The sequence below is a fragment of the Haloarcula sp. KBTZ06 genome, assembly GCF_048595605.1.
Lineage (GTDB): Archaea > Halobacteriota > Halobacteria > Halobacteriales > Haloarculaceae > Haloarcula > Haloarcula hispanica.
The window spans coordinates 1,624,556-1,646,771 of record NZ_CP184337.1 but is presented as its reverse complement, the minus strand read 5'-3'; the positions used below and the strand labels follow the sequence as shown (position 1 = coordinate 1,646,771).

Annotated in this window: 25 protein-coding genes; 9 read left to right on the top strand and 16 right to left on the bottom strand. The window is 66.1% G+C overall.

Going from position 1 to position 22,216, the window contains the following annotated elements; genetic code table 11:
* Window positions 1–205: 205 nt before the first annotated feature.
* The 13 genes from ACNO8S_RS08540 to ACNO8S_RS08480 all read right to left on the bottom strand — a co-directional run bounded on the left by ACNO8S_RS08540 (window position 206) and on the right by ACNO8S_RS08480 (window position 12,402).
* The gene (locus tag ACNO8S_RS08540) at window positions 206–838 is read right to left on the bottom strand and encodes a trimeric intracellular cation channel family protein (RefSeq protein WP_420181795.1); all 633 of its coding nucleotides are present in this window, start codon (window positions 836–838) and stop codon (window positions 206–208) included.
* Between the two features lie 172 nt (window positions 839–1,010).
* Window positions 1,011–2,249 carry a P-loop NTPase gene (locus ACNO8S_RS08535; protein WP_151103486.1) on the bottom strand — a complete coding sequence of 413 codons (1,239 nt, stop codon included), beginning with the start codon at window positions 2,247–2,249 and terminating at the stop codon, window positions 1,011–1,013.
* A 2-nt stretch (window positions 2,250–2,251) separates the two neighbouring features.
* Complete coding sequence (locus ACNO8S_RS08530) at window positions 2,252–3,103, bottom strand: HEAT repeat domain-containing protein (RefSeq protein ID WP_146418065.1); 852 nt, start codon at window positions 3,101–3,103, stop codon at window positions 2,252–2,254.
* Window positions 3,100–3,954 (bottom strand): phosphate ABC transporter permease, encoded by an 855-nt coding sequence (locus ACNO8S_RS08525; RefSeq protein ID WP_151145955.1) that lies wholly within the window; start codon window positions 3,952–3,954, stop codon window positions 3,100–3,102. The genes ACNO8S_RS08530 and ACNO8S_RS08525 overlap by 4 nt, the downstream gene beginning before the upstream one ends.
* Window positions 3,951–4,631 carry a molecular chaperone TorD family protein gene (locus tag ACNO8S_RS08520; RefSeq protein WP_146418067.1) on the bottom strand — a complete coding sequence of 227 codons (681 nt, stop codon included), beginning with the start codon at window positions 4,629–4,631 and terminating at the stop codon, window positions 3,951–3,953. The genes ACNO8S_RS08525 and ACNO8S_RS08520 overlap by 4 nt, the downstream gene beginning before the upstream one ends.
* Complete coding sequence (locus tag ACNO8S_RS08515; protein ID WP_151103485.1) at window positions 4,631–5,464, bottom strand: ethylbenzene dehydrogenase-related protein; 834 nt, start codon at window positions 5,462–5,464, stop codon at window positions 4,631–4,633. Before ACNO8S_RS08515 ends, ACNO8S_RS08520 begins: the two co-directional genes overlap by 1 nt.
* Window positions 5,457–5,684, bottom strand: coding sequence for a hypothetical protein (locus tag ACNO8S_RS08510; protein ID WP_151103484.1), 228 nt, complete (start codon window positions 5,682–5,684; stop codon window positions 5,457–5,459). The genes ACNO8S_RS08515 and ACNO8S_RS08510 overlap by 8 nt, the downstream gene beginning before the upstream one ends.
* Window positions 5,677–6,753, bottom strand: coding sequence for a 4Fe-4S dicluster domain-containing protein (locus tag ACNO8S_RS08505; RefSeq protein WP_151103483.1), 1,077 nt, complete (start codon window positions 6,751–6,753; stop codon window positions 5,677–5,679). Before ACNO8S_RS08505 ends, ACNO8S_RS08510 begins: the two co-directional genes overlap by 8 nt.
* Window positions 6,750–9,608, bottom strand: a complete 2,859-nt coding sequence (locus tag ACNO8S_RS08500) for a molybdopterin-dependent oxidoreductase (protein ID WP_420181794.1) — start codon at window positions 9,606–9,608, stop codon at window positions 6,750–6,752. The genes ACNO8S_RS08505 and ACNO8S_RS08500 overlap by 4 nt, the downstream gene beginning before the upstream one ends.
* The gene (locus tag ACNO8S_RS08495) at window positions 9,601–9,783 is read right to left on the bottom strand and encodes a hypothetical protein (RefSeq protein ID WP_420181793.1); all 183 of its coding nucleotides are present in this window, start codon (window positions 9,781–9,783) and stop codon (window positions 9,601–9,603) included. Before ACNO8S_RS08495 ends, ACNO8S_RS08500 begins: the two co-directional genes overlap by 8 nt.
* The gene (locus ACNO8S_RS08490; RefSeq protein WP_420181792.1) at window positions 9,780–11,174 is read right to left on the bottom strand and encodes a cytochrome b; all 1,395 of its coding nucleotides are present in this window, start codon (window positions 11,172–11,174) and stop codon (window positions 9,780–9,782) included. Before ACNO8S_RS08490 ends, ACNO8S_RS08495 begins: the two co-directional genes overlap by 4 nt.
* Entirely contained in the window at window positions 11,174–11,830 is a 657-nt protein-coding gene (locus tag ACNO8S_RS08485; protein WP_014040596.1) for a ubiquinol-cytochrome c reductase iron-sulfur subunit, read from the bottom strand. The genes ACNO8S_RS08490 and ACNO8S_RS08485 overlap by 1 nt, the downstream gene beginning before the upstream one ends.
* Window positions 11,827–12,402 (bottom strand): hypothetical protein, encoded by a 576-nt coding sequence (locus ACNO8S_RS08480; RefSeq protein WP_007190101.1) that lies wholly within the window; start codon window positions 12,400–12,402, stop codon window positions 11,827–11,829. Before ACNO8S_RS08480 ends, ACNO8S_RS08485 begins: the two co-directional genes overlap by 4 nt.
* A gap of 180 nt (window positions 12,403–12,582) precedes the next feature.
* Here ACNO8S_RS08480 and ACNO8S_RS08475 point away from each other — a divergent pair, with 180 nt between their 5' ends.
* From ACNO8S_RS08475 to ACNO8S_RS08445, 7 genes are all read left to right on the top strand, one after another.
* Entirely contained in the window at window positions 12,583–13,242 is a 660-nt protein-coding gene (locus ACNO8S_RS08475; protein ID WP_420181791.1) for a helix-turn-helix domain-containing protein, read from the top strand.
* Between the two features lie 85 nt (window positions 13,243–13,327).
* Window positions 13,328–13,993, top strand: a complete 666-nt coding sequence (locus tag ACNO8S_RS08470) for an HD domain-containing protein (protein ID WP_014040594.1) — start codon at window positions 13,328–13,330, stop codon at window positions 13,991–13,993.
* A gap of 148 nt (window positions 13,994–14,141) precedes the next feature.
* Complete coding sequence (locus ACNO8S_RS08465; protein ID WP_008308793.1) at window positions 14,142–14,459, top strand: DUF5783 family protein; 318 nt, start codon at window positions 14,142–14,144, stop codon at window positions 14,457–14,459.
* A gap of 138 nt (window positions 14,460–14,597) precedes the next feature.
* On the top strand, window positions 14,598–15,116 hold the full coding sequence (locus ACNO8S_RS08460) for a TRAM domain-containing protein (protein ID WP_050038194.1): 519 nt from the start codon (window positions 14,598–14,600) through the stop codon (window positions 15,114–15,116).
* A 115-nt stretch (window positions 15,117–15,231) separates the two neighbouring features.
* Window positions 15,232–15,831, top strand: a complete 600-nt coding sequence (locus ACNO8S_RS08455) for a molybdopterin-binding protein (RefSeq protein ID WP_420181790.1) — start codon at window positions 15,232–15,234, stop codon at window positions 15,829–15,831.
* A gap of 44 nt (window positions 15,832–15,875) precedes the next feature.
* Window positions 15,876–16,349 (top strand): cyclic pyranopterin monophosphate synthase MoaC, encoded by a 474-nt coding sequence (moaC, locus tag ACNO8S_RS08450; protein ID WP_336358169.1) that lies wholly within the window; start codon window positions 15,876–15,878, stop codon window positions 16,347–16,349.
* A gap of 73 nt (window positions 16,350–16,422) precedes the next feature.
* Window positions 16,423–17,250 (top strand): molybdopterin synthase, encoded by an 828-nt coding sequence (locus ACNO8S_RS08445; protein ID WP_336330526.1) that lies wholly within the window; start codon window positions 16,423–16,425, stop codon window positions 17,248–17,250.
* 31 nt (window positions 17,251–17,281) lie between these two features.
* On the opposite strand, the gene ACNO8S_RS08440 is transcribed toward ACNO8S_RS08445, so the two are convergent.
* Together ACNO8S_RS08440 and ACNO8S_RS08435 are read right to left on the bottom strand one after the other, a co-directional pair.
* On the bottom strand, window positions 17,282–18,082 hold the full coding sequence (locus ACNO8S_RS08440) for an ABC transporter permease (RefSeq protein WP_008308799.1): 801 nt from the start codon (window positions 18,080–18,082) through the stop codon (window positions 17,282–17,284).
* Window positions 18,057–18,938 (bottom strand): extracellular solute-binding protein, encoded by an 882-nt coding sequence (locus ACNO8S_RS08435; protein WP_420181789.1) that lies wholly within the window; start codon window positions 18,936–18,938, stop codon window positions 18,057–18,059. Before ACNO8S_RS08435 ends, ACNO8S_RS08440 begins: the two co-directional genes overlap by 26 nt.
* 118 nt (window positions 18,939–19,056) lie before the next feature.
* Between ACNO8S_RS08435 and thiC the strand changes: the two genes are divergently transcribed.
* Together thiC and ACNO8S_RS08425 are read left to right on the top strand one after the other, a co-directional pair.
* The gene (gene thiC / locus ACNO8S_RS08430) at window positions 19,057–20,499 is read left to right on the top strand and encodes a phosphomethylpyrimidine synthase ThiC (RefSeq protein ID WP_420181788.1); all 1,443 of its coding nucleotides are present in this window, start codon (window positions 19,057–19,059) and stop codon (window positions 20,497–20,499) included.
* A gap of 297 nt (window positions 20,500–20,796) precedes the next feature.
* Window positions 20,797–21,621 carry a hypothetical protein gene (locus ACNO8S_RS08425; RefSeq protein WP_014040585.1) on the top strand — a complete coding sequence of 275 codons (825 nt, stop codon included), beginning with the start codon at window positions 20,797–20,799 and terminating at the stop codon, window positions 21,619–21,621.
* A 19-nt stretch (window positions 21,622–21,640) separates the two neighbouring features.
* Here ACNO8S_RS08425 and ACNO8S_RS08420 read toward each other — a convergent pair whose 3' ends face one another.
* The gene (locus ACNO8S_RS08420; protein ID WP_044951872.1) at window positions 21,641–22,210 is read right to left on the bottom strand and encodes an NUDIX hydrolase; all 570 of its coding nucleotides are present in this window, start codon (window positions 22,208–22,210) and stop codon (window positions 21,641–21,643) included.
* Window positions 22,211–22,216 lie beyond the last annotated feature (6 nt).

Below are 22,216 nucleotides of genomic sequence, written 5' to 3'. Positions count from 1 at the left end.
GGGTTCGTCGCGGCGGCCGACTGTCTCCTCACCCATCTTCGCGGACAATACGCCCCCAGAGTCGTGTGCGCCGTCAGCGACCAGTATCGCGACGAGTACGAGAGACAGCTCCCGCAGCGGTCGCACAGTCGGTCACAGCGACGAAGCCCAGCGGATGCAGGAGAGCGGGGCATGACAGACGAGAACCCGGAGCGGCGGCGCGGTCCTACTGTGCGTCGCGTCGTTCCCACGCCTGGACCGTCGGGAGCGACCACCCGCGACCGATGCCCAGCCCTCGGGCCAACAGCACCGCGAGCGCGCACCCGGCCGATGCCGCACCGGCAGCCGCGCCCAGCTGTGCCAGCGCCCAGAAGGCGAGGCCGCCGATGACGGCACAGGACGCGTAGAAGTCCTCGCGGAGGATGAACGGCGTCCGGCCCAGCAGCAGGTCCGATATCGCCCCGCCGCCGGCCGCGTTGACCGTCGCCAGCGCGACGACGGCAAACACCGGAAGGCCGGCCTGATGGCCCAGCAGCGCTCCGGTGGTCGTGAACGCCGCCAGCCCGATGGCGTCGGCCGTCAGGACGACCGGATGCTGGTGGCCGTCGTCGAGGAAATGCACGAACAGAACAGCGGCGGTGACACCAAGGAGTGATAGGGCGACCTCGCCGGGCGACTGCAGGGAGTTCGGAACGCGGTTCAACAGCAGGTCCCGCGTCGTCCCGCCACCCAGTGCCGTCATCACGCCGACGACCGTGACGCCGAACACGTCGTAGCGCTCCTCGACAGCCTTCGCCGCGCCGACGAACGCGAACCCGACCAGCCCGATAGCGTTCATCACCGCAAACGGGTCGGTCACGCTCCCCCTCCGGCCCGCTGGGGCACGGCGCATGAGCGAACCCGACCGAGTCGACCCGCTGTCACGAGTTTCGCGGTCATTATGCTACTACTACGGGTGCGGACAATTAGGCCTTTAGTCCTGCCCGCGAGGTATGTCCCCGGCTATCACTGTCGACTGCCAGCGACCGTACTCACGGCTTGACCGTCTCCAGTACCCAGTCGGACGGTGTCGCTCGGCGGACCTCGAACGTGTCGAAGGCTTCTCGCGGGGCCTCCGCGAGTCGGCCCAGGAACTGCCCGACCGGCGTCGGGTCGCGGTCGCTGACGAGGACGAACGACTCGTCGCTGTCCAGTGCGGTGAACTGCTCTCGAACCAGATCCTTGCGTTCCTGTGGCGGCAGGCCCCGGATATCGGCGGTCGGGTCGACGCCCACCTCGCCGGCGGTGTCGAGGGCCGATTCCACGGCATCCCCCAAATCGCTGACCGCGCTGGGCACGTCGCCGGGCGCTGGCGTCCCCTGCAGGTCGTGCGAGAACGGGAGTTCGGCCAGCACCTCGGCATCGAGGTCCGAAAGCGCGTCGCCCGTAAACAGGTCGTTCGGCTCGCCACAGCAGTCACAGACGTACTCGGCCATGTTGACGACGGTTCCCAGGACCGGCACGTCGTTGTCGCGGAACAGTTCGACCGTCCGGCTGGTGTCGCTGACGCTGGCGTGAAACGGCGTCGTCACGACGACCACGCCGTCGACGGGGACCTCCTGCAGCGTCGTCAGCACCACGTCACCGGTTCCGGGGGGCAGGTCAAGCACCAGTATCTCGTCGTTGCGCCATGCGGTGTTCTCGAAGAGGTCCTCAAGCGCGTCGTGGGCCATCGCCCCGCGCCAGGCCAGCGGCGCGCCGCTTTCCATCAGGCCGACGCTCATCACGTCCATGTCGCCCGCCCGGACCGGGAGCGGGTCGCCCTCCTCGCTGGAGTGGACCGGGCCGCTCACCTCCAGCAGTTCGGGGACGTTCGGCCCGTGGATGTCGGCGTCGAACAGCGCCACGTCGTTGTCGGCGGCCAGCGCACAGGCCAGGTGCGTGGCGACCGTGGACTTGCCGACGCCGCCTTTCGCACTGGCGACGGCCACGACGTGGTCGAAGGACTCGACACCGGCCTGCCCCTCGCTCGATGGCGTCGTCCGTTCGACGTGGACGCTGTCGACGCCGTCCACGTCGTCAACCGCGTGGAGCATCGCCTGGACGACCTGCGTACTTGTCTGGCCGTCCAGCGCGGTCAGGTCAGCTTCGATGGTCACCTCGCCGTCGGCCGCGTCGATGTTCTCGACGAAGCCCGCGTCGAACACGGAGAGGTCGGCGTTCGGGTCGCGCACGTCTTGCAGTGCGGCTTCGATGCGGTCGGTCAGTGTGGTGGGCGTTCCGTCAGTCATCATCAGAGGTCGGGCATCCGATTGAGTCTGTCTTCACCGGGCAGCAGTCGGGCGTCGTTCTCCAGCGCACCACCGAACTGTCGGCGGAACCGTCCGGGGTCCACGTCGAGCGACCGCTCGGCGGTCTGGCGGACCACGGTGGCCGGGTCGTCGGTGAGTTCCTGCAGTCGCTCGCGGGCGCGGTCCTCGTCGACGCCGCCGAGCATGTGGGCGGCCCACTCGCGGACCCGCTCGCTGTCGTCGCGGCTCTGCTCCAGCAGCAAGTCGGCCATTTCCTCCCCACGGAGTTTGAATAGCGAGATGGCCGCGTTGCGCCGGACCGCGTGGTGGTCGTCGTCGATTGCGGCCGCGATATCGTCCTCGTGAGCCTCGCGGTCGACGTTGTCGAGCGTGACGACGGCTTCCGCCCGGACCCACGGGTCGGGGTCGGAAAGCAGTTCCACCGCCACCGCTGCGGCCCGCTCGCCGCCGTGGGCCGTCAGCGCCTCGACGGCGAACTGGCGTACGTCGCTGTCGTCGTCGGTCGTTGCGGCGCGGGCCAGTGCCGCCACGATTTCGTCAGTGGACGCGCGGTCTTTGAGTTCGAGGGCGGCGCGCCGGCGGTCGGTCTTCGCGCCGTGTTCGATGTCGGACAGCAGCGACGCCACCGCGTCGTCCTCGACGGGTTCGGTGTCGCTGGCGGCCAACTCTTCGGGTGTCGCCTCGCCGATGGTCACGTCCTCGCGGGATACTTCGATGTCTTCGAGCGCTTCGATGTCGGTGTGCAGGCCCGGACTGCGCTCGGGGTCGAGTTGGGGGTCCGGGTCCTCTTCGAGGTGCTTCTCGAACTCGTCGTCGTCGTGACAGCCCGTCATCGCTGGCCCTCCTGTGCGGTGAGGACGGCGATGCCGAGCGCGAACGGGAGCGCACGCGGGAGCGACGCCGGGACGCCCGCGAACGCGACCAGCGCGACGCCGGCGAGCAGCGACCATCGCCGCGTTCGGCTAGCCGCGCTGGCCGCCGTCACCGCACCGGCAGCGGCCAGTGCAACGACCGGCAGGCTCGTGCCGACGACGCCGGTTCCTGTGAGCGTGACCGCGCCGGTGACGAACGGGACGGCCCGACCGACACCGAAGACGACGGCGAAGGCGGCGAGTCCGCCGAGTATCGCGCCCCAGTCTGCCGTTGATAGCGAGCGCCAGTCCGCCGCGGCGAACGCCGGCGTCGACGCGATGCCGAGCAGTGCCACGGTCGAGGCAACCGGACGGAGGTCCGTCCAGCCGCCGACGCCGCTGGCCAGCCCGATACTCAGCGCCGCGACGAGCAGGGCGACCGCGGCGGCCGAAACGAGGTCCAGCCGCCGACCCGAGACAGCAGCGACGGTCGCCGTCCCGAGGACGATTGCGGCGGCCGCCGGCAGTGCCGCCGCGCTACTGACCAGCGATAGCAGGCCGAACACGCCGACGAACAGCAGCCCGATGCCGGTGAGCGGGTCGGCGTCGGTGACGGCGACGGCGATAGCCGCGGCGGCGACGACGGCCGTGGACACGCCTGTCGCCAGGCCGGGCGAGACCGGAACGCCAGCGTATCCGGGCGCGTTGACGAACAGGACGGCGAGGTATCGAGCAGCGACCGCGACGGCCGCAGCGCCGACTGCCAGGTTCGCCAGCGAGTGGCTCCCGCCGTGCAGCAGCGGTCTGACTCGTTGTTGTAGCGCCGCCGTCATCGCTGGTCCTCCAGCCGTTCCGCGAGGTCGTTGCGGTCAGCGCGGACGAACGCCTCGAGCAGTTCGCCGAAGCCGCCGTAGATGTCGGTCCCGGGCTCGTCGGCCAGTCGGTCCGCGACGCCGGCCGCCGCGTGGCCGAGGTGGCGGTCGTGGAAGTCCAGCCGAGCGATTGCGGCGTCCTCGCCGACGGCGGCTTCACGGCGGGCCAGATAGCCCGCGAACTCCAGCTCGTAGGTCAGCGCGTCGTGGTTGTCCCGCTCGTCCTGGTCGATTTCGAGGCCGTAGTGGCTGTAGGCCCGCGAGAGGTCGAGGTTCACGTCGTTCCAGGAGTGGTCCGGCCGGTATTTGGACTCGTACAGCGGGACCGGCGGCCCCTCCGCCTCCAGCGAGCCGTCGGTCCGGTCCGTGTACTCGCTGTAACCGAGTTCGAAGATGTCATTGTAGCGGGCCGCGAGCGTCTCGTAGTCGTCGTCGGTGGTGAGCGACGGGACGGACACGGCAAGGCCCGTCCGGTCGAGACACGCTCGCAAATCGGCTTCCAGCGTCCCGTCGGCCGCCGCGCTGTGGAACGACTCCTCGGGGTACTCGAACGCCTTGGCGAGCGTGGCGTACACCGCACCCCGGGCGGCGGCGTCCTCGTCGAGGTCGTCCATGGGGTCGGTTGGCGTGGTCGCCATCACTCGGCCCCCCGCGTGCGGTAGATGCCGAAGCTGGTGACGCCGACGACGGCGACGATGGCGATGCCGGCGACGGTCCACAGCAGCGTCTCGTAGGGCGGGCCCTGCGGGCCGCCGCTGAACGGGTAGTAGTGCCACTCGCTGACCGCTTTCTGGCCGGACCGCTCGCCGTTAGAGCCGTTCCAGACGGCGAAGGCCACGTCGAGGTCGCCGTCGGTCCGCAGGTCGGTCCGGTTCTCGCTCGGCGCGTCAAGCTGGCGCGAGTACACCACCGTCCAGGTGGCGTTGCCGCCGGTGCCGCTGTGACTCGCGTTCGCCTGGACGGTCGGGTTCTCGAACGGCGTGGTCGAGCCAGCGCCGCCGGCCAGCAGTTCCTGGGTTCCGGTCGCTCCGCTCCAGTACCAGACGTTGACCCGGTTGTCCGGGCCGCCCATCGCTATCGGCGGCCGGGAGCTCGTGTTCGTCGGGAACTGGACCGCGACCGCGTCGGCGAACTCACGCGTGGCGCTAGCGTTCATGTCCTGTGTCGCGTCGTGCCACTCCAGCCGGACGTACAGTCGCTCATCAGTGCGAGCCGCCTGCACGTCGACTGTCTCGACGGACGTGTCGTCGGCGTTCGGGACGCTACTCGGGGCGCTCGCAAGCGGTACGTCCGAGGCCGGGACTTCTTCCCAGCCGTCGGCGTTCGGTTCGGCGAGGTCGGCCGTCGATACCTCGGAAACCGGGATTTCGTGTGCTGGCCGGGCGCTCACCATCGGCGCGGCCACCGTCGAGACGACGATGAGCCCCGCCAGCACCACCGTGAGTGTGAGCGTGCGTCGGTGGTCAGCCATCGTTGACCACCCCCTGAGCACGCTCCGGAGCGGCCAACTGGGGCCGCTCGCGGGCATCGCCCGTTCGCGTTTCCGAGCCGCGTAGCGGCTCGCTACTCATCGTCGAACACCGCTGGCGTATTCGCCAGCGGATTCGAACTCGCTCACTACGCTCGCTCGTTCGAACGCCGGAAGACCGCAGGTCTTCCGAGCTCGACGTTCGTTCGCGGTGCTCACTCATCGTCGAACACCTCCAGTCGGTACTGTTTGGCCGGGTTCTTGTCCTGGAGCAGTTCCATCAGTTCGCTGTCACCGCCCTGTCGGACGCGCTGTCGGTGGGCGTCGATGGTGTCTAGCGCCTGGTCGACGCCGTCGCCGAACAGGTCCCGGAGGTACTGCCGGGGAATCCGGTCGATGTCGACCGTCTCCCCGTCCTCCGTGTGCTGCCCGGGGGCAAAGGGCGGGATGTAGTAGACGTTCGGCTGCGTGCGGAACTCCGGATGGAGCGGCAGGGCCACTTCGTACTCATTGACGAGCTTGTGGATCGGACCCTCCTCGTCGTCGAGGAAGCCGACCAGCCGGAGCTGGGGCGGGCACTCCTCGGCACAGGCCGGGGCGAACGTCTCCCCGTCGGGGCCTTCGCCTTCGATGCGGGGGTAACAGAAGATGCACTTCTCGGATTTCTTCGAGACAGTGTTGTAGTACACCTTCTTGTACGGACACCCCTCGACGCAGTAGCGGTAGCCCCGACAGCGGTCCTGGTCGACGAGAACGATGCCGTCCTCCTGGCGCTTGTACAGCGCCGAGCGCGGGCAGGCCTCGACACAGGAGGGGTGGGTGCAGTGGTTGCAGATGCGCGGGAGGTAGAAGTAGTAGCTGTTGGGGTACTCGCCGGCCCCCTGGTCCTCGTCCCAGTTCGGTCCCCACTCCGCGCCGTCGCGGGGCCGCAGCGGCTCGTCGCTGCCCTCGTACATGATCTCTTCGTGGTTGAACTCCCAGGCGCGGCCGTAGTCTTCCTCGTCGGGAATCTCGCCGGGCGAGCGGTCGGAGTGTTCCTCAGACTCCCAGCCGCCGCCGGAGTCCTCCCAGCCCCGCGGGTAGCCCTCGCCGGGCTTGGTCTCGACGTTGTTCCAGTACATATACTCGCTGCCGCCGTCCTCCGTCCAGAGGTTCTTGCAGGCGATCGTACACGTCTGGCAGCCGATGCACTTGTTCAGGTCCATCACCATCGCGACCTGGTGGTCGACGCCGTCAGCGACGTTGACCAGCGTGTCCTCTTCGCCTTGGTCGTCCTGTTGGTCGGTACTCATTCGGTGTCACCTCCGCTCGGTCGGACATCGACACGCACGTCGCTGTTGACCCCGGTCGGCCCCCAGTAGTTCGGGAAGAAGTGCAGGTGTTCCCCGGTGTCTTCCGGGTACTGGACCAACTGCGTCGGCTTCATGTACATCGGGACGAGCGTGTTGAAGTTGTCCCGGTCGGGGTACTGGAACTTTTCCCAGGAGAAGAAGTGCCGAACGGTCCCCGGTTCGCTGGAGGGGTAGATCTTCGCTTGCACCTCTACCGCGCCGAGGTCGTTGTACACCTCCACGGTGTCGCCGTCCTCGATGCCGCGTTCTTCGGCGTCCTCGGGGTTGATGTACACCACCGGCTCCCCCCGCTGGAGCCTGAGCATCTTGGGGTCGTCGCGCCACGTCGAGTGGATGGACCAGCGACCGTGAGGCGTGTTGTACGACAGCGGGTAGTCCCCGCCAGTGTTCTCCGGCCCCTCCTTGTGGGTCGGGAGTTCCTCGCCGAGTTCCAGATACCAGTCGTGGTCGATGTAGTACTGCTGGCGGCCGGTGAAGGTCGGCCAGGGGTTCTTGTCGTGGACGTAGTCCTGCCACGGGACGTAGGCCTCGCCGTCCTTGATGTCCGAACTCCAGTGGTCGCCGGCTTCGAGGAACCGCTGTGGTTGCTCGTCGATGTCGTCGAAGGTTATCTGCTCGTCGCTACCCTCGGGGTTGGTCTCCTCGGAGTGTTCGAGGATGAACTCCGCCGCGGCTTTGTCTTCGACGAGCCCTTCTTCCTCGCCGGTCTCCCAGTCGCGGACGTAGTCGTCGTAGATGGTCGTGAGATCGATGGTCCGGTCGAACTTGCGGTCCTCGATCGGCTCGACACCGCGTTCCTGGGCGCGCTCTTGTATCTTCTCGGCGAGCAGGCGGAATATCTCCCAGTCGGTCTTGGCCTCGCCGAGCGGTTCGACGGCCGGCGTGAACGGGTGCACGTAGGTGTGCATGTCCGTCTCCGAGAGATCGTACTTCTCGTAGTGGCTGGCCGCCGGCAGGACGATGTCGGAGTACATCGCCGTCGAGTCCATCCGGAAGTTGATGTCGACGACGAGATCGAGTTTGGGCCAGAGCTGTTCTTCGAGGGCGACGTTGCCCTTGGCCTGGTTGAAGTAGTTCCCGCGCCAGACGAACATCGTGGACGGGTCCGGTCGGTTCCCGTCGTCCCGTTCCTCGGGGTAGACCGGCATCCATCCCTTGTCGATGGACTCGCGTATCTTCTCTGCGGTGTCCGGATCAGTGTTGTCGAGGATGCCCGCGTGGAAGTAGGTCCACAGCGTCGTCGGCACGCCGCGGACGTTTCCGGTCGGGAACGAGAGCACCTTCCAGCCGTGGAACGACCAGATCTTCTCCTGGCCGACGTAGTGGTCCAGTCCGGTGCCGGGGTCGCCGAGATTGCCCGTCAGCGTCACGAGCAACTGGATGGCGCGGTTGCCCAGGTCGTTGTGGTACCAATCGTTGACGCCCTTGCCGTGGATGATTTTCGCGGCGTCGGCCTCGGCGAACTCGCGGGCGACCCGCTGGTAGGTGTTCGTCCCAACGCCGGTCTCTTCGTGGACAACGTCCGGCGTGTACTGACTGAGTTCGTCAGTGAGGTTCTCCCAGACCGACCGGACCGCGACGCTGCCCTCGTCGGTGTCGACACTACGCTCGACCGAGAGCTGCGGGTCGAAGTCGAGTTCGATGCTTGCGGAGTAATCCTTCTGGCCGTCCCGCTCGCCGAGCGAACCGGGTGCACGACGGAGGGTGCCGTCGGCGTCGACCATGACGAATACCTTGTCCGGGTCGTCGGCGTCCTCGGCGAGGTCGACCTCGCTCGCCCGGAGGAACTTGCCGGTGTCCTCCCGGACGAGCAGCGGCATGTCGGTCTGCTCTTTGAGGTGTTCCTCGTCGTGCAGTCCTTCGTCGACGATGGTCTGGGCCATGCCCAGCGCGAGCGCGGTGTCGCTGCCGCCGTGGGGCGAGAGCCACTCGTCGGTGTGGATGGCCGTCTGGGAGTAGTCGGTGAAGATACCGACCCGCTTTGCGCCCTCGTAGCCGGCGTCGAGGAAGTACTTCGCGTCGGGGATGCGCGTGACGTTGATGTTCGACCCCCAGGCGATGATGTAGTCAGAGTTGTGCCAGTCGGCGGACTCGGCGTTGTCCGTCTGGGTGCCCCACGTAATCGGCTGGCCCGGCGGCAGGTCCGAGTACCAGTCGTAGAAGCTATGGGAGACACCGCCGAGCAGATTGACCAGCCGGGAGCCGGAGGCGAAGCTTACTGGGGACATGGCCGGAATGGGGGTAAAGCCCGAAATCGCGTCGTACCGGCCCGCCTGCACCTCGTCGATGACGTGGTCGGCGATTTCGGTCAGCGCCTCGTCCCAGCTAATCCGCTCCCACTGGCCCTCGCCGCGCTCGCCGGTGCGGCGCAAGGGGTGGAGCACGCGCTGGTCGGCGTTGACGTAGTCCGTGTAACAGGCCCCTTTCTGGCACCCGCGCGGGTTCGGGTCGGGGAGGCTTTCGTCGAACGTCGGGTAGTCGCCGGCCTGTTCCTCGCGCCAGACCTGGCCGTCCTTGACGTAGACGTTCCACGAACAGGAGCCGGTGCAGTTGACGCTGTGGGTCGAGCGGGCGACGGAGTCCCAGTCCCACTCGTCGCGGTAGAGGTCCTCCCAGTCCCGATACGGATACGACCCGATGGGGTCGTCGACCGCTTCGAGGCCGTCCATGCCGTCGTCGGCGAAGGACAGCCCCGTCGCGCCAAGCAGCGACGCGGCTCCGAGACCGCGCACGAAGTCGCGGCGACTGATTCCCGCACTGTCCCTTTCGTCGTCGGTCAGGTCGTTTCTACTCATTGGTGATGAACACTGTCGCAGTCGCGCAGGCAGTGCCGGCCACGGCTAAGGCGATGCCGGCGAGCGTACCGCCGCCGACTTCGAGGCCGGCGGCGACCAGCACGAGGCCGACCAGCTTGCTCGTCGTATCCAGCAGGCGATACTGCTGCTCAGTCAGTTTGATGCTCGCAGTCATCCGTTCTCCTCCGATTCGGTGCTAGCCGTTCTCTCGTCTACTGCACCACCGTCAGCGGCTACGTCGCCCTCCTGTGACGGCGTGGGCTCGCCGTCCCGCAACAGTAGGTACGTGATGCCGCCGAAGACGGGTGGGACGACGAGCAGCGCCGCCGTCAGGATGGGGTTGACCACGTTCGTCGTCGTTCCGAGCACCTGGTCCGCGAGGATGTTGTTCATCCCCGCAATCGAGGCAATCATGATGAACGCGACGGCGGCCACGCCCACACCGGTCTGCCAGGCCCGGTCCAGCGGGTCCGCGGTGAAGTGAGTCGGCTCCGTCTGGTCGATGAACGGCCAGAGGGCGACCGCGGCAAACACCAGCCCCGGGAGGACGATGCCGCCGATGAACTCCCCGTTGATGTGGGCCGGGCCGACGTTGAAGCTGATCTGTGGCAGGAGCTTCAGGAAGCCGTACACCCACATCAGGAACCAGTCCGGCATGATGAGTTCCGGCGTGGCCGCGGGGTCGTTCGGGCCGTACTCAGCGACGTTGTGGACCGGGAGCAGGCCCGCAAGTGCCGACAGCGTCGCCGCGGTGACGAAGAACACCACCGCGGAGACGGCGGCCTGGTTCGGGAACGCCGGCAGGCCGATGATGATGTCGTCGTCCTCCTCGTCGACGGACTGACGGCCGCCGGTCACGTCGCCGTCCCGCGGGGCCTCGGTGTGTTTCTGCCTGATGAGGATGGCCATGTGGACGGCTAAGCCCACGGCGATAGCCGCCGGTATCACGAGAACGTGCAGGAAGTACAGCCGCGGGATGGTGGCGCTGCTGGGGAACTCACCCCCGAACACCACTTGGCCGAGGAAATCACCTAACAGGGGTATGGATATCGTGAGGTTGTAACCGATACTCGTCGCTGTGGCGGCGAACTCGTCGAACGGCAGCGCGTAGCCGGTGTAGGCCGCGCCCATCGAGAGCGCTGCCAGGCCGGTGCCGACGATCCAGTTCGGCTCCCGGGGGTTGCGGTACGCGCCGGTGAAAAACACCCGTAACATGTGCAATCCGATGGAGGCGACGAAGAGGTGGGCCGCCCAGTGGTGGAGCCGGCGGATGAACATCCCGAAGGGCACGTCGTAGGTGATGTGCAACACCGAGACGAACGCTTCGGGCATCTCCTCGCCCTGGAACTTCTGGACACTGCCGTCGTACTCCACGTCGGAGGTCGAGGGCTCGAAAAAGAACCCGAGGAAGACCCCCGACAGGATCAGGAGGAGGAAACAGAACAGCGCCACCTCGCCCAGCAGGAACGAGTCCTCGGCCGGGAACGCCTTGCCGAGGAACGTCTGGCCGTTCTCCAGGTCGAGGCGCGTGTCGAACCAGTCGTAGACGGCTTTGGCGCGGGACATTATCCACCTCCGGGGCCGACTGGCCCCTCAAAGTCCCCGGTGGCGACGAGGAACCCGTCGCTGGTCACCGTAATCGGAAGCTGTGGGAGCGGTCGTCCAGGCGGGCCGCCACTGACCGCCGCCCCTTCCAGGACGTTGAACTTCCCGAAGTGACAGGGGCAGACGACCAGGTCGTCCTCCCGGTCCGACACCATACAGCCGGCGTGGGTACACACTTTCGAGAAGGCAGCGTACCCGCTGACGGTGAACCCTTCTGCGATGTCGCTGCCGTAGTCGGACTCGGCGTAGCGTACCAGTAGCGTCGGGGCATCCTCGATGCCGGGCCGGGGCTCCGGGAAGACGGTTATGTGTTCGCCTTCGGAGAGTCGCTCCTCGGTGATGCGCTCGCCCTCGCTGTCGACGAGGTGGATGCCGTCGGAGTACACCGGTCCCTTGTACCCCCGCTCGAACACCTGCGTGGTGCTGGCAAGCGGCGCGGTGAGGCTGGCGACGGCAGTCAGGCCACCGACGGTCGCGAGGAACTTCGCGAAGTCCCTGCGGCGGAGTTCCGCGCGGGCGTCCCCGTACAGCGTCGGGGACGTACCGGTGGCCCCCTCACACGAGCAGTCATCGCCCTGTTCCTCGTCGTCGTCATCGGGTTTCGGATAGTCTATCATTCGTGCCCCCTGATCTCGGCGACTTCGACGTGTGGCATGAACCAGGCGTAGTACGCGACCGTCGAGAGCGCGAGCGAGAGGAACATCCCGGTCGCGTACAGCCCGAAGTACTGGGTGCGGGCGAGCGTGAGGTACTCGCCGGTGAACAGCGCCGCGAAGACGATAGACAGGACTGTCAGCCCGCTCATGGCGACGAGTCCCTCTATGGCGTCCGAGGCGTCGTGGTACTCGACAACCCAGCGGTGCTCCGTGTTGAGCCACGGCAGCGAGACGGTCCCGCCGTCGGTGACCGGCTCGGCGTCGTCAGGCGGCCGGACCGCCCTGTTCATGAACTGGTGGGCGGCCGTCAACACGCCCACGAGACCGAACAGGGCGACCCAGACGACGACACCGACCTGGCTCGGTGACAGCTTGTTCGGCGTCTCTACTGGGCTTTCGAGCGGCCGGATGTCGCTGACGCTCTCGTCGATAGCGATTTCTTCCGACGGTGGCTCGCCGTGCAAGGCGACGTACCACATCGGCAGCAACACCGCTGTTATCAACAGACCGATGAGTATCGTGTTGCGTCTCATAATCTTGTGTTATCTCGGTTCGCCAGCGATTCGAACGGCTGCGCTGTGTCGCTGTGTTCGGGGTTTGTCCCAGAACCCGGATGAACTGCCAGCCCGACATCTTAGGCCCATTATATGGCGGTTTTTTATACGAACATGTTCGCCTGCCCTTTCTTATGGAAGCCGGCACATCTACCGTGTATGTCGGGCCGAATGCTCGCCGAGGTCGAAGTGTTCGGTCCTCGGTCCTGTCAAGTACAGCCACACGCTGACGAGGAGTGGTCAGTGTCGTCGGTCTCTCGGAGCGCAACGAGTGGTGATGCCGACCACGTCCTCGAAGAGTTCACGCTCAAGGGCGGTGATGACCACCCGGGAGCGCTACAGAGCGAACTCCCGAATGTGGACCATGTCTTCGCTTACGACCAGCGACACGTCTTCCAGGTGTCCCGGGCGGCCGAACAGGGTTGTGTCTGTGAACGTATCGAAGCGGCCGGCTGTGTCGTCCAGAAGTTCACGGCGGATACCGAATCCATCGTTGTCACGTTTCTCGTCGACGATATGCCGACTCTGCGGGATATCGTTGCCGACCTCCAGTCGGAAGGCGAGACTGTCAAACTACGGCGGCTACTCGAAGACACGTCCACGGAGACGGATCAGCCGGTCGTGCTCGACCGCGCGAAACTGACCAATCGCCAGCGCGAGGTGCTGAGCCAGGCCCACCAGATGGGGTACTTCGAGCATCCGCGCGATGCGACTGCCGGCGACGTGGCCGAAGCGCTTGACATCTCCACCTCGACGTTCACCGAACATCTCGCCGCCGCCCAGCGGAAACTCCTCGACGACCTGCTTGACTCCCGCTGAGTGGGACCGCTCCGCTTCATGTCAGCGATACAGAGGCATTTCACAGCAGTTATTCCAGCCGGCATGCGAGGTGCCACCGCCGCCAATGACACAGGAACTTGGTCCCCTCGCTCGAACACTGTCGGTCCCGTACTACGAAGACGCCCTCCCAGCGCACGACCAGTTTCACGCCAAGCGAGTCCGAGACGTCGCGCTTCGGCTCGCGGGGCACTGCGACGGCTCGGTCGACCGGGATGTCCTTGCCGCGTCGGCGTGGCTCCACGATATCGGTCGGCCCCGGGAGCGGGCCGGTGAAATCGATGACCACGACGAATGGGCCACGGCGGAAGCCGCGCAACTACTCGCGGCCGAAGACGTGAAGCCCGACCGAATCGACCGTGTCAAACACTGTATCCGAGCACACAGTATCCGCGCGAGTTCTCCGGAGCCGAGAACGCTGGAGGCGAAACTCCTCTTCGATGCGGACAAACTGGACGCTGCCGGGGCACGCGGACTCGTCCGACTGGCCTGTATCGTCGGCGAGCGATCTGGGCGGACGGGTAAGAAATACGCTGTCATCGATGACACGTCAGATACTGACCTCGAATCGTCGGATCATCCGGATATCACGCTGCTTCGGGAATGGGCCCGAGAACGTCTAGATATGCTGTACACCCACCCCGGCCGCCGTCTCGGTCGGACTCGTCGGGAATTCATGGACGAGTTTTTCACTCGATTCGACGGTGAAATCGGGGGTACGCGGGAGTGGTAAGCGGCGTCCGGTCGTGACCGATAGACCCTCGACCGGCGGAGCCCGAATCCGACCGCATTGATGTCGACTGACGCTGCAGCGGTTTCGGCTGGGAACTCCATCTCTGAGGCACGGAACCCTTTACCCTCGCCCCGGCGACACTGCATCTATGACCGAGTTCGACGCCGAGAAGTTCGACGAGAAGTACGTCCACTACTTCGAGGAGCTCGAAACGGCGTATTCGAACGCGTACCAGGAGCTACACGGGCAGTACGATTCCGAGGTCCTTCGCGGGATCGACCGGCAGATTCTCAGCGAGAGCGAGCCGGTGTACGAGGGGGACGGGGCGTTCAGCATCCGGCTGCCCGACGACACTGCGGCGCGTGCACAGTCTCTGCCGGGCGACGAAGCGACGTTCGACACAGTGCTGTCGGCGTTCACCGACGCCATCGAGCGCGAGCTCCGTCGGCTGTTCGAGTTCGAGTAACCCCGAGTTCTGCCCGACGGATCGCTCGATAGCGGGCGTGCACAGCCTGTCTGTCACCCCTTCCAGCAGCGGTCGGCCCGGCGGATCGAAAACACCAGAATCAATGCAGTTCCGGTGCTAGCTGAACCAATTATACTAATGGCGACCGATTCAGATCTTCACTGTCTCTTTACGGCTTCCGTCGAGGAGCAGCACGACTCGTACGTGGTCGAGATTCCGAAACAAGAAGTCGAACTGGGAACGCTGGCCCCCGAGACGCTGTACCGGATCGCACTGTTCCAGTCGGCGGCTGCGGCACCCACTCCCCAGCCACAGTCTCATTCCAGTCCCGAGCCTCGCTCTAATTCCCAATCGGAGCCCGAGCCTCAGTCCAATTCCCAATCTAAGTCTGAGACCCAGTCCGATTCCCGGTCCGACGGGCGGAGCAGGGAACCGGAGTTCGCACCGTCGTCCCCGCCAGTTGCCGAGGGTGAAACGCGCGTGGTCGAGATCGAAAACATCGGCGACAAAGGCGACGGCGTCGCGCGTATCGACGGCGGGTACGTCGTCATCGTCTCTGACGCAGATGTCGGGGAGCGCCTCCGCGTCGAGATGGAGCAGGTCCGCGAGAACGTGGCCTTCGCGGAGGTCGTCGAGCGCCTGCCGTACTACGAGTAAGCCGCTGTCCTCTCAGCCCAGACCTGGCTTGGTGCGGTGCCGGGGCCGCCGTCCGACCGCCGGTCACCGGCCAGACAGCCGAGGGTATATTTCTCCGCCGACTGTCGTTTCGGGTATGGGACACGACCATGACGAGGCAGCCAGCGACAGCGAGGCGGGCCACGAACACGGAGAGCACGGCCATGACAGTGACCACGACCACAGTCATGGGGAGCACGACTACGACGATCATCACGCCCACGACGCCGAAGGGGTTGAAATAGGGGTCCTCACGGTCTCGACCTCGCGAACGCTGGACGACGACCCGGCGGGCGATATCATCGCCGCGGCCTGTGAAGACGCGGGCCACGAAATCGTCGAGCGCCGCCTCGTCGCCGACGAGACGGATGCAATCGAGGACGCCGTCGCCGACCTGCTGGATGACGGCGTCGACGTCGTCCTGACGACCGGCGGGACCGGACTCACGCCCGACGACGTGACCGTGGACGCCATCGAACCGCTGTTCGACCGGCCGATTCCCGGCTTCGGCGAGCTGTTCCGCTGGCTCTCCTACGAGGAGGTCGGGCCGATGGCGATGGCCTCGCGGGCAACCGCCGGCGTTGTCGACGACCGACTGGTGTTCTGTCTGCCCGGGAGCGAGAACGCCGCCCGGACGGGCGCGGAGAAACTCGTCGCGCCAGCGGTGGGCCACCTACTCGGCCTCGTCCGTCGGTAACGCGGACCCGCACGGTTTTGGGCCGGCGTCGGCTACAGGGACGCATGCCCGAGGAGTTCACGCACGTCGACGAGGACGGGGACGCACAGATGGTCGATGTGGGCGAGAAGGCCGAGAGCCAGCGCCGCGCGGTCGCGCGCGGACAGATTCGGCTCACAGAATCCACGCTGGCGGCCATCGATGCCGACGAGGTGGAGAAAGGCGACGTGCTGACGACGGCCCGCATCGGCGCGATTCAGGCGGTCAAACACACCTGGGAGACAGTGCCGATGTGCCACCAGATTCCCATCACGAACGTCGAAGTCGAGTTCACCGTCGGCGACGAGGCCGTCGAAATCACGGTCGCCGTCGAGACGGTCGGCAAGACCGGCTGCGAGATGGAGGCGCTGGAGGGCGTGACGACCGGCCTCAACGTCGTCTGGGACATGGTGAAGGCAAACGAGAAAGACGAGGACGGCGAGTACCCCGCGACGGCCATCGAAGACATCCGCGTGGTCGAGAAGACCGTCGACCGGTGAAGAGCAGCTACCGGCGGCACCTTCGCCGCTCCTATGAAAAAGGTCTATCTACGTCGCCCTGTTACCGGTGTGCATGCAAGTCCTCGGTATCGTCGGCCATTCCGAGTCGGGGAAGACCACGCTGGTCGAGCGGCTGACCCAGCGGCTCTCCGGGTCCGGACGTGTCGCGACGGTCAAACACTGCACGCACCCCCCGGACGTCGACACGGACGGGAAAGACACGGCTCGCCACCGCGACGCCGGCGCGGCCGAGACGGTCGCGCTTACCGACGACGGCGAGTGGTACGCGACGGGCGAATCCCGAACGCTCGATGAGACGCTGGACGCGCTCGCGCCCGATTACGACTACGCACTTGTCGAGGGATATTCGGACGCGAGCATCCCGAAGGTCGTTCTGGCCGACCGCGAGGTCGCCGACCCCGTCGTGCATCGCGCACCCCACGGCGCGGACGCCGATCTCGACGACATCGTCGCGGCGATGGAGGAACGGGACCCCTACATCACGCTGGAGACGCTCGTGGCGGACGTAAAGCGGGACCCGGACGAGGTCTACTCCGGCGCGATTGCGACCTTCACCGGGCGCGTCCGCGCACGGGAGGGACCGGAGGACCAGCCGACAGAGCTTCTGGAGTTCGAGCGCTATGACGAGGTCGCTGCCGAGAAAATGGCCGCGCTCCGGCGGGACCTCGAAGCGCGGGACGGCGTCCACGCGGTTCGCCTGCACCACAAGACCGGGGTAGTCGACGCTGGCGAGGACATCGTCTTCGTCGTCATCCTGGCCGGCCACCGGGGCGAGGCGTTCCGTGCTGTCGAAGACGGCATCAACCGTCTCAAGGAGGAGGTGCCGCTGTTCAAGAAAGAAGTCACCGTCGACGAGGAGTTCTGGGCACACGAGCGGTGAGTCGGCGGCGCTGTTTTCACGATACCGACTGCTACCGCCACGGCGTCGCCCGCAGGGCGTGGACTATCAGCAGCGTCCCGAGCGCGACGCTCAGCAGGACCACTGCCACGGGAAGCGCCGCGTCCAGTCCGTCCGAAATGAACGAGGCCCAGATCTGGACCGGCAGCGTCCGCGGGTAGTACGCCAGCATCATCGTCGCGCCGAACTCGCCCATCGCGCGGGCGAAGGTCAGCACGAGACCGGCGAGCAGGCCGGGCTTTGCGAGCGGCACCGTCACCGAGCGCATCGTCCCGACCCAGTCACGGCCCAGCGACCGCGACGCCTCTTCGAGGTGGTCGTCGATGCCGTCGAAGGCGGCCTTGGCGGTGACGACGAAGAACGGCGACGCGACGAACGTCTGGGCGGCGACGACCCCCAGCAGCGACCGCGTCAGCGCCAGGTCTGTGAGGCCGCCGAGTCCGTTCGGGCCGACGACGGTCAACAGCAACATCCCGCTGACGATCGGTGGAAGGACGAGCGGCAGGACGACGACCCCCATCGCGGCGGTCGCCAGCGCGCCGGTGTTCTTCGAGAGCCAGTAGGCCAGCGGCAGGCCGAACACGACGGCGATGGTGGTACTGCCGAGCGCGGCGACGAGGGAGGTAATCGCGGCGTTGATGACGTACGTTTCAGTCAGACTTGTCAGCAGTGCTGCCGGGGAGTACGTGAGCACGAGCACCAGCACCGGCACGACGAAATACAGGAGCAGCACCGCTCCCAGGACGGGCACGAGTTCGCGCACGCCGACCGTGTGGCCGGCCCTGGTCTCACCGCGTGACAGTACTCGGGACATCTCCCACTAGTCGAGGATACGCCTGACGGACGGTAAATCCGTGTGGTGTGAGCCAGTCGCCGGACAGGACTGTCTCAAAGGCTGTACGCGTCGCTTCTTGTTCGTCACGGCGGACGGCTCCGTACTCGATTGGGTTGCCGGCGACTGCCGTGCCGTTTGGCAGTTCGTAGCTGGTGGTCCGATACTGCTCGGCGTGCGCGGGGTCGCCAAGGTGTATTTCGGCTGGGAACTCCCGGAACGGGTAGTCCCGCTCCATTGCCATGCTCCGGTAGACGAACGCGGCGTTGACGGCTCCCGTCTCGAACTGCGCGAGCAGTTGCGTCTCCGGATAGGTCTGGTCCGGCGAGAGAACCGCCTCAGCTAGCCCGGGTTCGTCGTAGTAGTCGGCTGCGAGGGCCAGCACGAACAGCGTCCGGTAGCCAAGCGGGTCGAGCGTCGGGTCGGTGCGGCCCAGTGAGACACTGTCCCCCCGGAGCGGGACGTACCACGGGTCCGCCTCCGCGACGCGCGTCCCGCCGCCCGTCTGAGGGTTGTACGCCAACACCATCTCGTTGCTGGCGACCACGGCGTGCCAGGCGGTGTTCATGACCCGGTCGAACAGGGTCGGATCCGCCAGCGCGACGATAGCCGGGTCGCGCTTCCCGCCGGCGACCAGACGCGCGGCCTGAACAGAGCCGCGGGCTTCGACAGCGACCTCCACGTCTGTTTGGGTTTGTAGCGTCTCACTGGCCGCCTTTTGTAAACTCCCTGCGACCAGCACGTCCACCCGCTCCCGACCGAACGCCCCACAGCCTGCCGTCGCAGCGATACCACTCCCCAGCGCCGTGAGTACTGTGCGGCGGGTCCGGCGGGCCATTGTTCGTCTATTTCCTGTTCGCGTACATCGGTGTTGGGGTCGGTCCCAGTATTGACAGGGTCTCTTTACCGCGACCGATCACCGCAGTTTTATAACCAAGTAGTATAACCTAGTGATTATGACGCAGCTAGCAGCGGCCCGGAACGGGACCGTCACCGAGGCGATGGCGCGAGTCGCAGAGCGCGAAGGTGTCGAACCGGAGTTCGTCCGCCAGCAAGTCGCCGATGGCCAGGCGGTGATTCCCGCAAACGTCGGTCACGACTCACTGGACCCGATGATTATCGGCCGGGAGTTTGCGACGAAGGTCAACGCAAACATCGGCAACAGCGAGGAGACGAGCGATATCGAGGGCGAACTGGAGAAGCTCCACACCGCTGTCCACTACGGCGCGGACACGGTGATGGACCTCTCGACTGGGAGTAACCTCGACGAGATACGGTCGGCCAACGTCCGACATTCGCCGGTCCCCATCGGAACAGTTCCCATCTACGAGGCGGTCAAGCGCGCCAGCGACCCGAGCGAGATTACCCACGAACTGCTGCTCGACGTCATCGAGAAGCAGGCGAAGCAGGGCGTCGACTACATGACCATCCACGCCGGCGTCCGGATGGAACACCTGCCGCTGACCGACGGCCGGAAGACGGGCATCGTCTCCCGGGGCGGCTCTATCCTCGCCCAGTGGATCGAGGAGAACGGCATGGAGAACCCGCTGTACACGAAATTCGAGGCCATCTGCGAGATATTCCGCGAGCACGACGTGACCTTCAGCCTCGGCGATGGCCTCCGGCCGGGCTGTCTCGCCGACGCCGGCGACGACGCGCAGTTCGCCGAACTGGACACGCTCGGGGAACTCACGCGGACCGCCTGGGAGCACGACGTGCAGGTGATGGTCGAAGGGCCGGGCCACGTCCCGATGGATCAGGTCGCCGAGCAAGTCGAACGTCAGCAGGAGGTCTGTGACGGCGCGCCCTTCTACGTCCTCGGCCCGCTCGTGACCGACGTTGCGCCGGGATACGACCACATCACGAGCGCCATCGGCGCGACGGAGGCGGGCCGTGCTGGTGCGGCGATGCTCTGCTACGTCACGCCCAAAGAGCATCTCGGCCTCCCGGAGCAGTCCGACGTGCGGGACGGGCTTGCGGCCTATCGCATCGCCGCCCACGCCGCCGACGTGGCAAACGGGCGCGAGGGGGCGCGGGACTGGGACGACGCGCTCTCTGAAGCCCGGTACGCCTTCGACTGGCGCGAACAGTTCGACCTGGCGTTAGACCCCGACCGCGCCCGCGAGTACCACGACCAGACGCTCCCCGGTGACAACTACAAAGAGGCGCGCTTTTGCTCGATGTGCGGCGTTGAGTTCTGTTCGATGCGGATCGACCAGGACGCGCGAGAAGACGGCGAGATGGAGACGATTGAGGCTGACGCTGACGACCGGACTGCTCTCGAAGAGTCGTCAGCGGCGGAGGTAAACCGGCCGCCCGTCGGTACTCACGACGAGGCCGATATCCCCGGCCCTGACGCCGATATGCCCGCTGATACAGAGGGGAGTGCCGACGATTAGCACGGCGATAGTTCTTTATAATCGGTGTTCGTTTATTGAAATGATGCAAAAGAAAGTCATCGCCCTTGTCGCGGTCATGGCACTTGCCCTCGCGTACTACGTCAAGCGGTAAGGCTGCGCGAATCGACTGTATCGCCCTCTGAATCTACTGTCGGCCGCCCTGCCTACTGGTCCTCAACGGCGTCGTATGGGGTGGGGTATCCCGATGGCCGGCAGTATTCTCTCGGTCTCTGCGCTGTCAGCGACAGCGCCGTCGCTTTCCGAACTCTTACCCGGCGAACCGCCGTACCAGCGTGTATGTACGGCGTCGTCACCCGTAACGAGGAGGAGACGGAGTGGTCCGAGTTCGACCGGGCGTTCTACGAGGTCAAGGACGTGACCGGCCGCGCTGTCGAACCGATTGCCGGCGCGGTGAACATGGTGTCCTGTTTCGGCGACAACGCAGTCGAGAGCGAGGAGGACCTGCTCGCGTTCGACGACGAGGGGACACCGGCGACCCGGAACCAGCCGTACTTCGACTGGACGTACGTCTGCCCGACCCACGACCGCTACCGCGAGGGCCTGCTCGACATCATCGAGGAGGCCGCCGCCGTCAACGAGGACGTCCGCCTCGATGACGTGGGCTTTCCACGGGACGAGTACTGCCACTGTGATCGCTGTGAGCAACGCTTTGCCGACAGCGAGTTCGAGGACTGGTCGGCCTGGCGCAGTAACGTCATCACGGAGTTCGTCGCCGAGGCTCGCGAGCGCGTGCCCGGCGAGATGTACCTCACGCTGTATCCCGACCCTTATCCCGGCCACCTCGAAGCCCGCTCCGGCGTCGCCGTCGACGACATCGCCGAGTTCGTCGACGAGTTCGTCGTCCCCATCTACGACATGGCGTACTCGACGACCTACTGGCTGGAGATTCTCGCAAAGGGCTGGCAGGACCGTCTCTCGACCCCGTTCAGCATCGAACTGTACGCCGTCGACGTGGACGTCGACGACCTCTCGAAGGCCGTCGAAGTGGCCGAAGAGTACGCCGAAACCGTGCTGTTCGGCTACGACGCCAGCAACGCTCGCGCGACCATCCGGCGGATGAACGCCGACGCTCGCGAAGGCCAGTCGTTCGGCCCGGAGTAACCCGTGCAGTTTCAGCGGATTACGCCCCGCCGCCGAACCGCCGCCCGCGCCACTGCAGAATCTCTTCGCGGTCGCGCGTATCGGCCGGCAGTTCGTCGAACCACCGGGCTTCACTGATTTCATGATCTGGGTCATTGACTGCGATGTCGGTCGTCTCCGCTCGCGCCTCGTACACCGGCAGCACGCCCCAGGCCATGTTCCCGTCACAGTAGAACTCGACCCGTCCGAGCAGCCCCAGTCCCTCGATGGCCGCTTCGATGCCGCTTTCCTCGCCTAACTCCCGCAGTGCGGCCTCCTGCAGGGATTCACCGGCATCGAGTTCGCCGCCGGGCAGTACCCACATGTCGACGCCCTCGTGGCGGACGAGCAGGAGTTCACCGGTGGGCCGGTAGGCGAGCGTGTGCGCCCCGTACGGTGCGCCGTGGTCCCGAGCGACAGCGGCCACGTCCCGGAACCGATTCCGCGGGACGTTACGGTGGCGCGTGAACTCGATGTAGCCGCTGTACTGCTCCCGGAGCTGGTGATACGTCTGCTCGGCGGTCTGACACGCCCCGTCGGAGAGGTACCACAGGTCGTCGACGCTCGTCATCTGTGT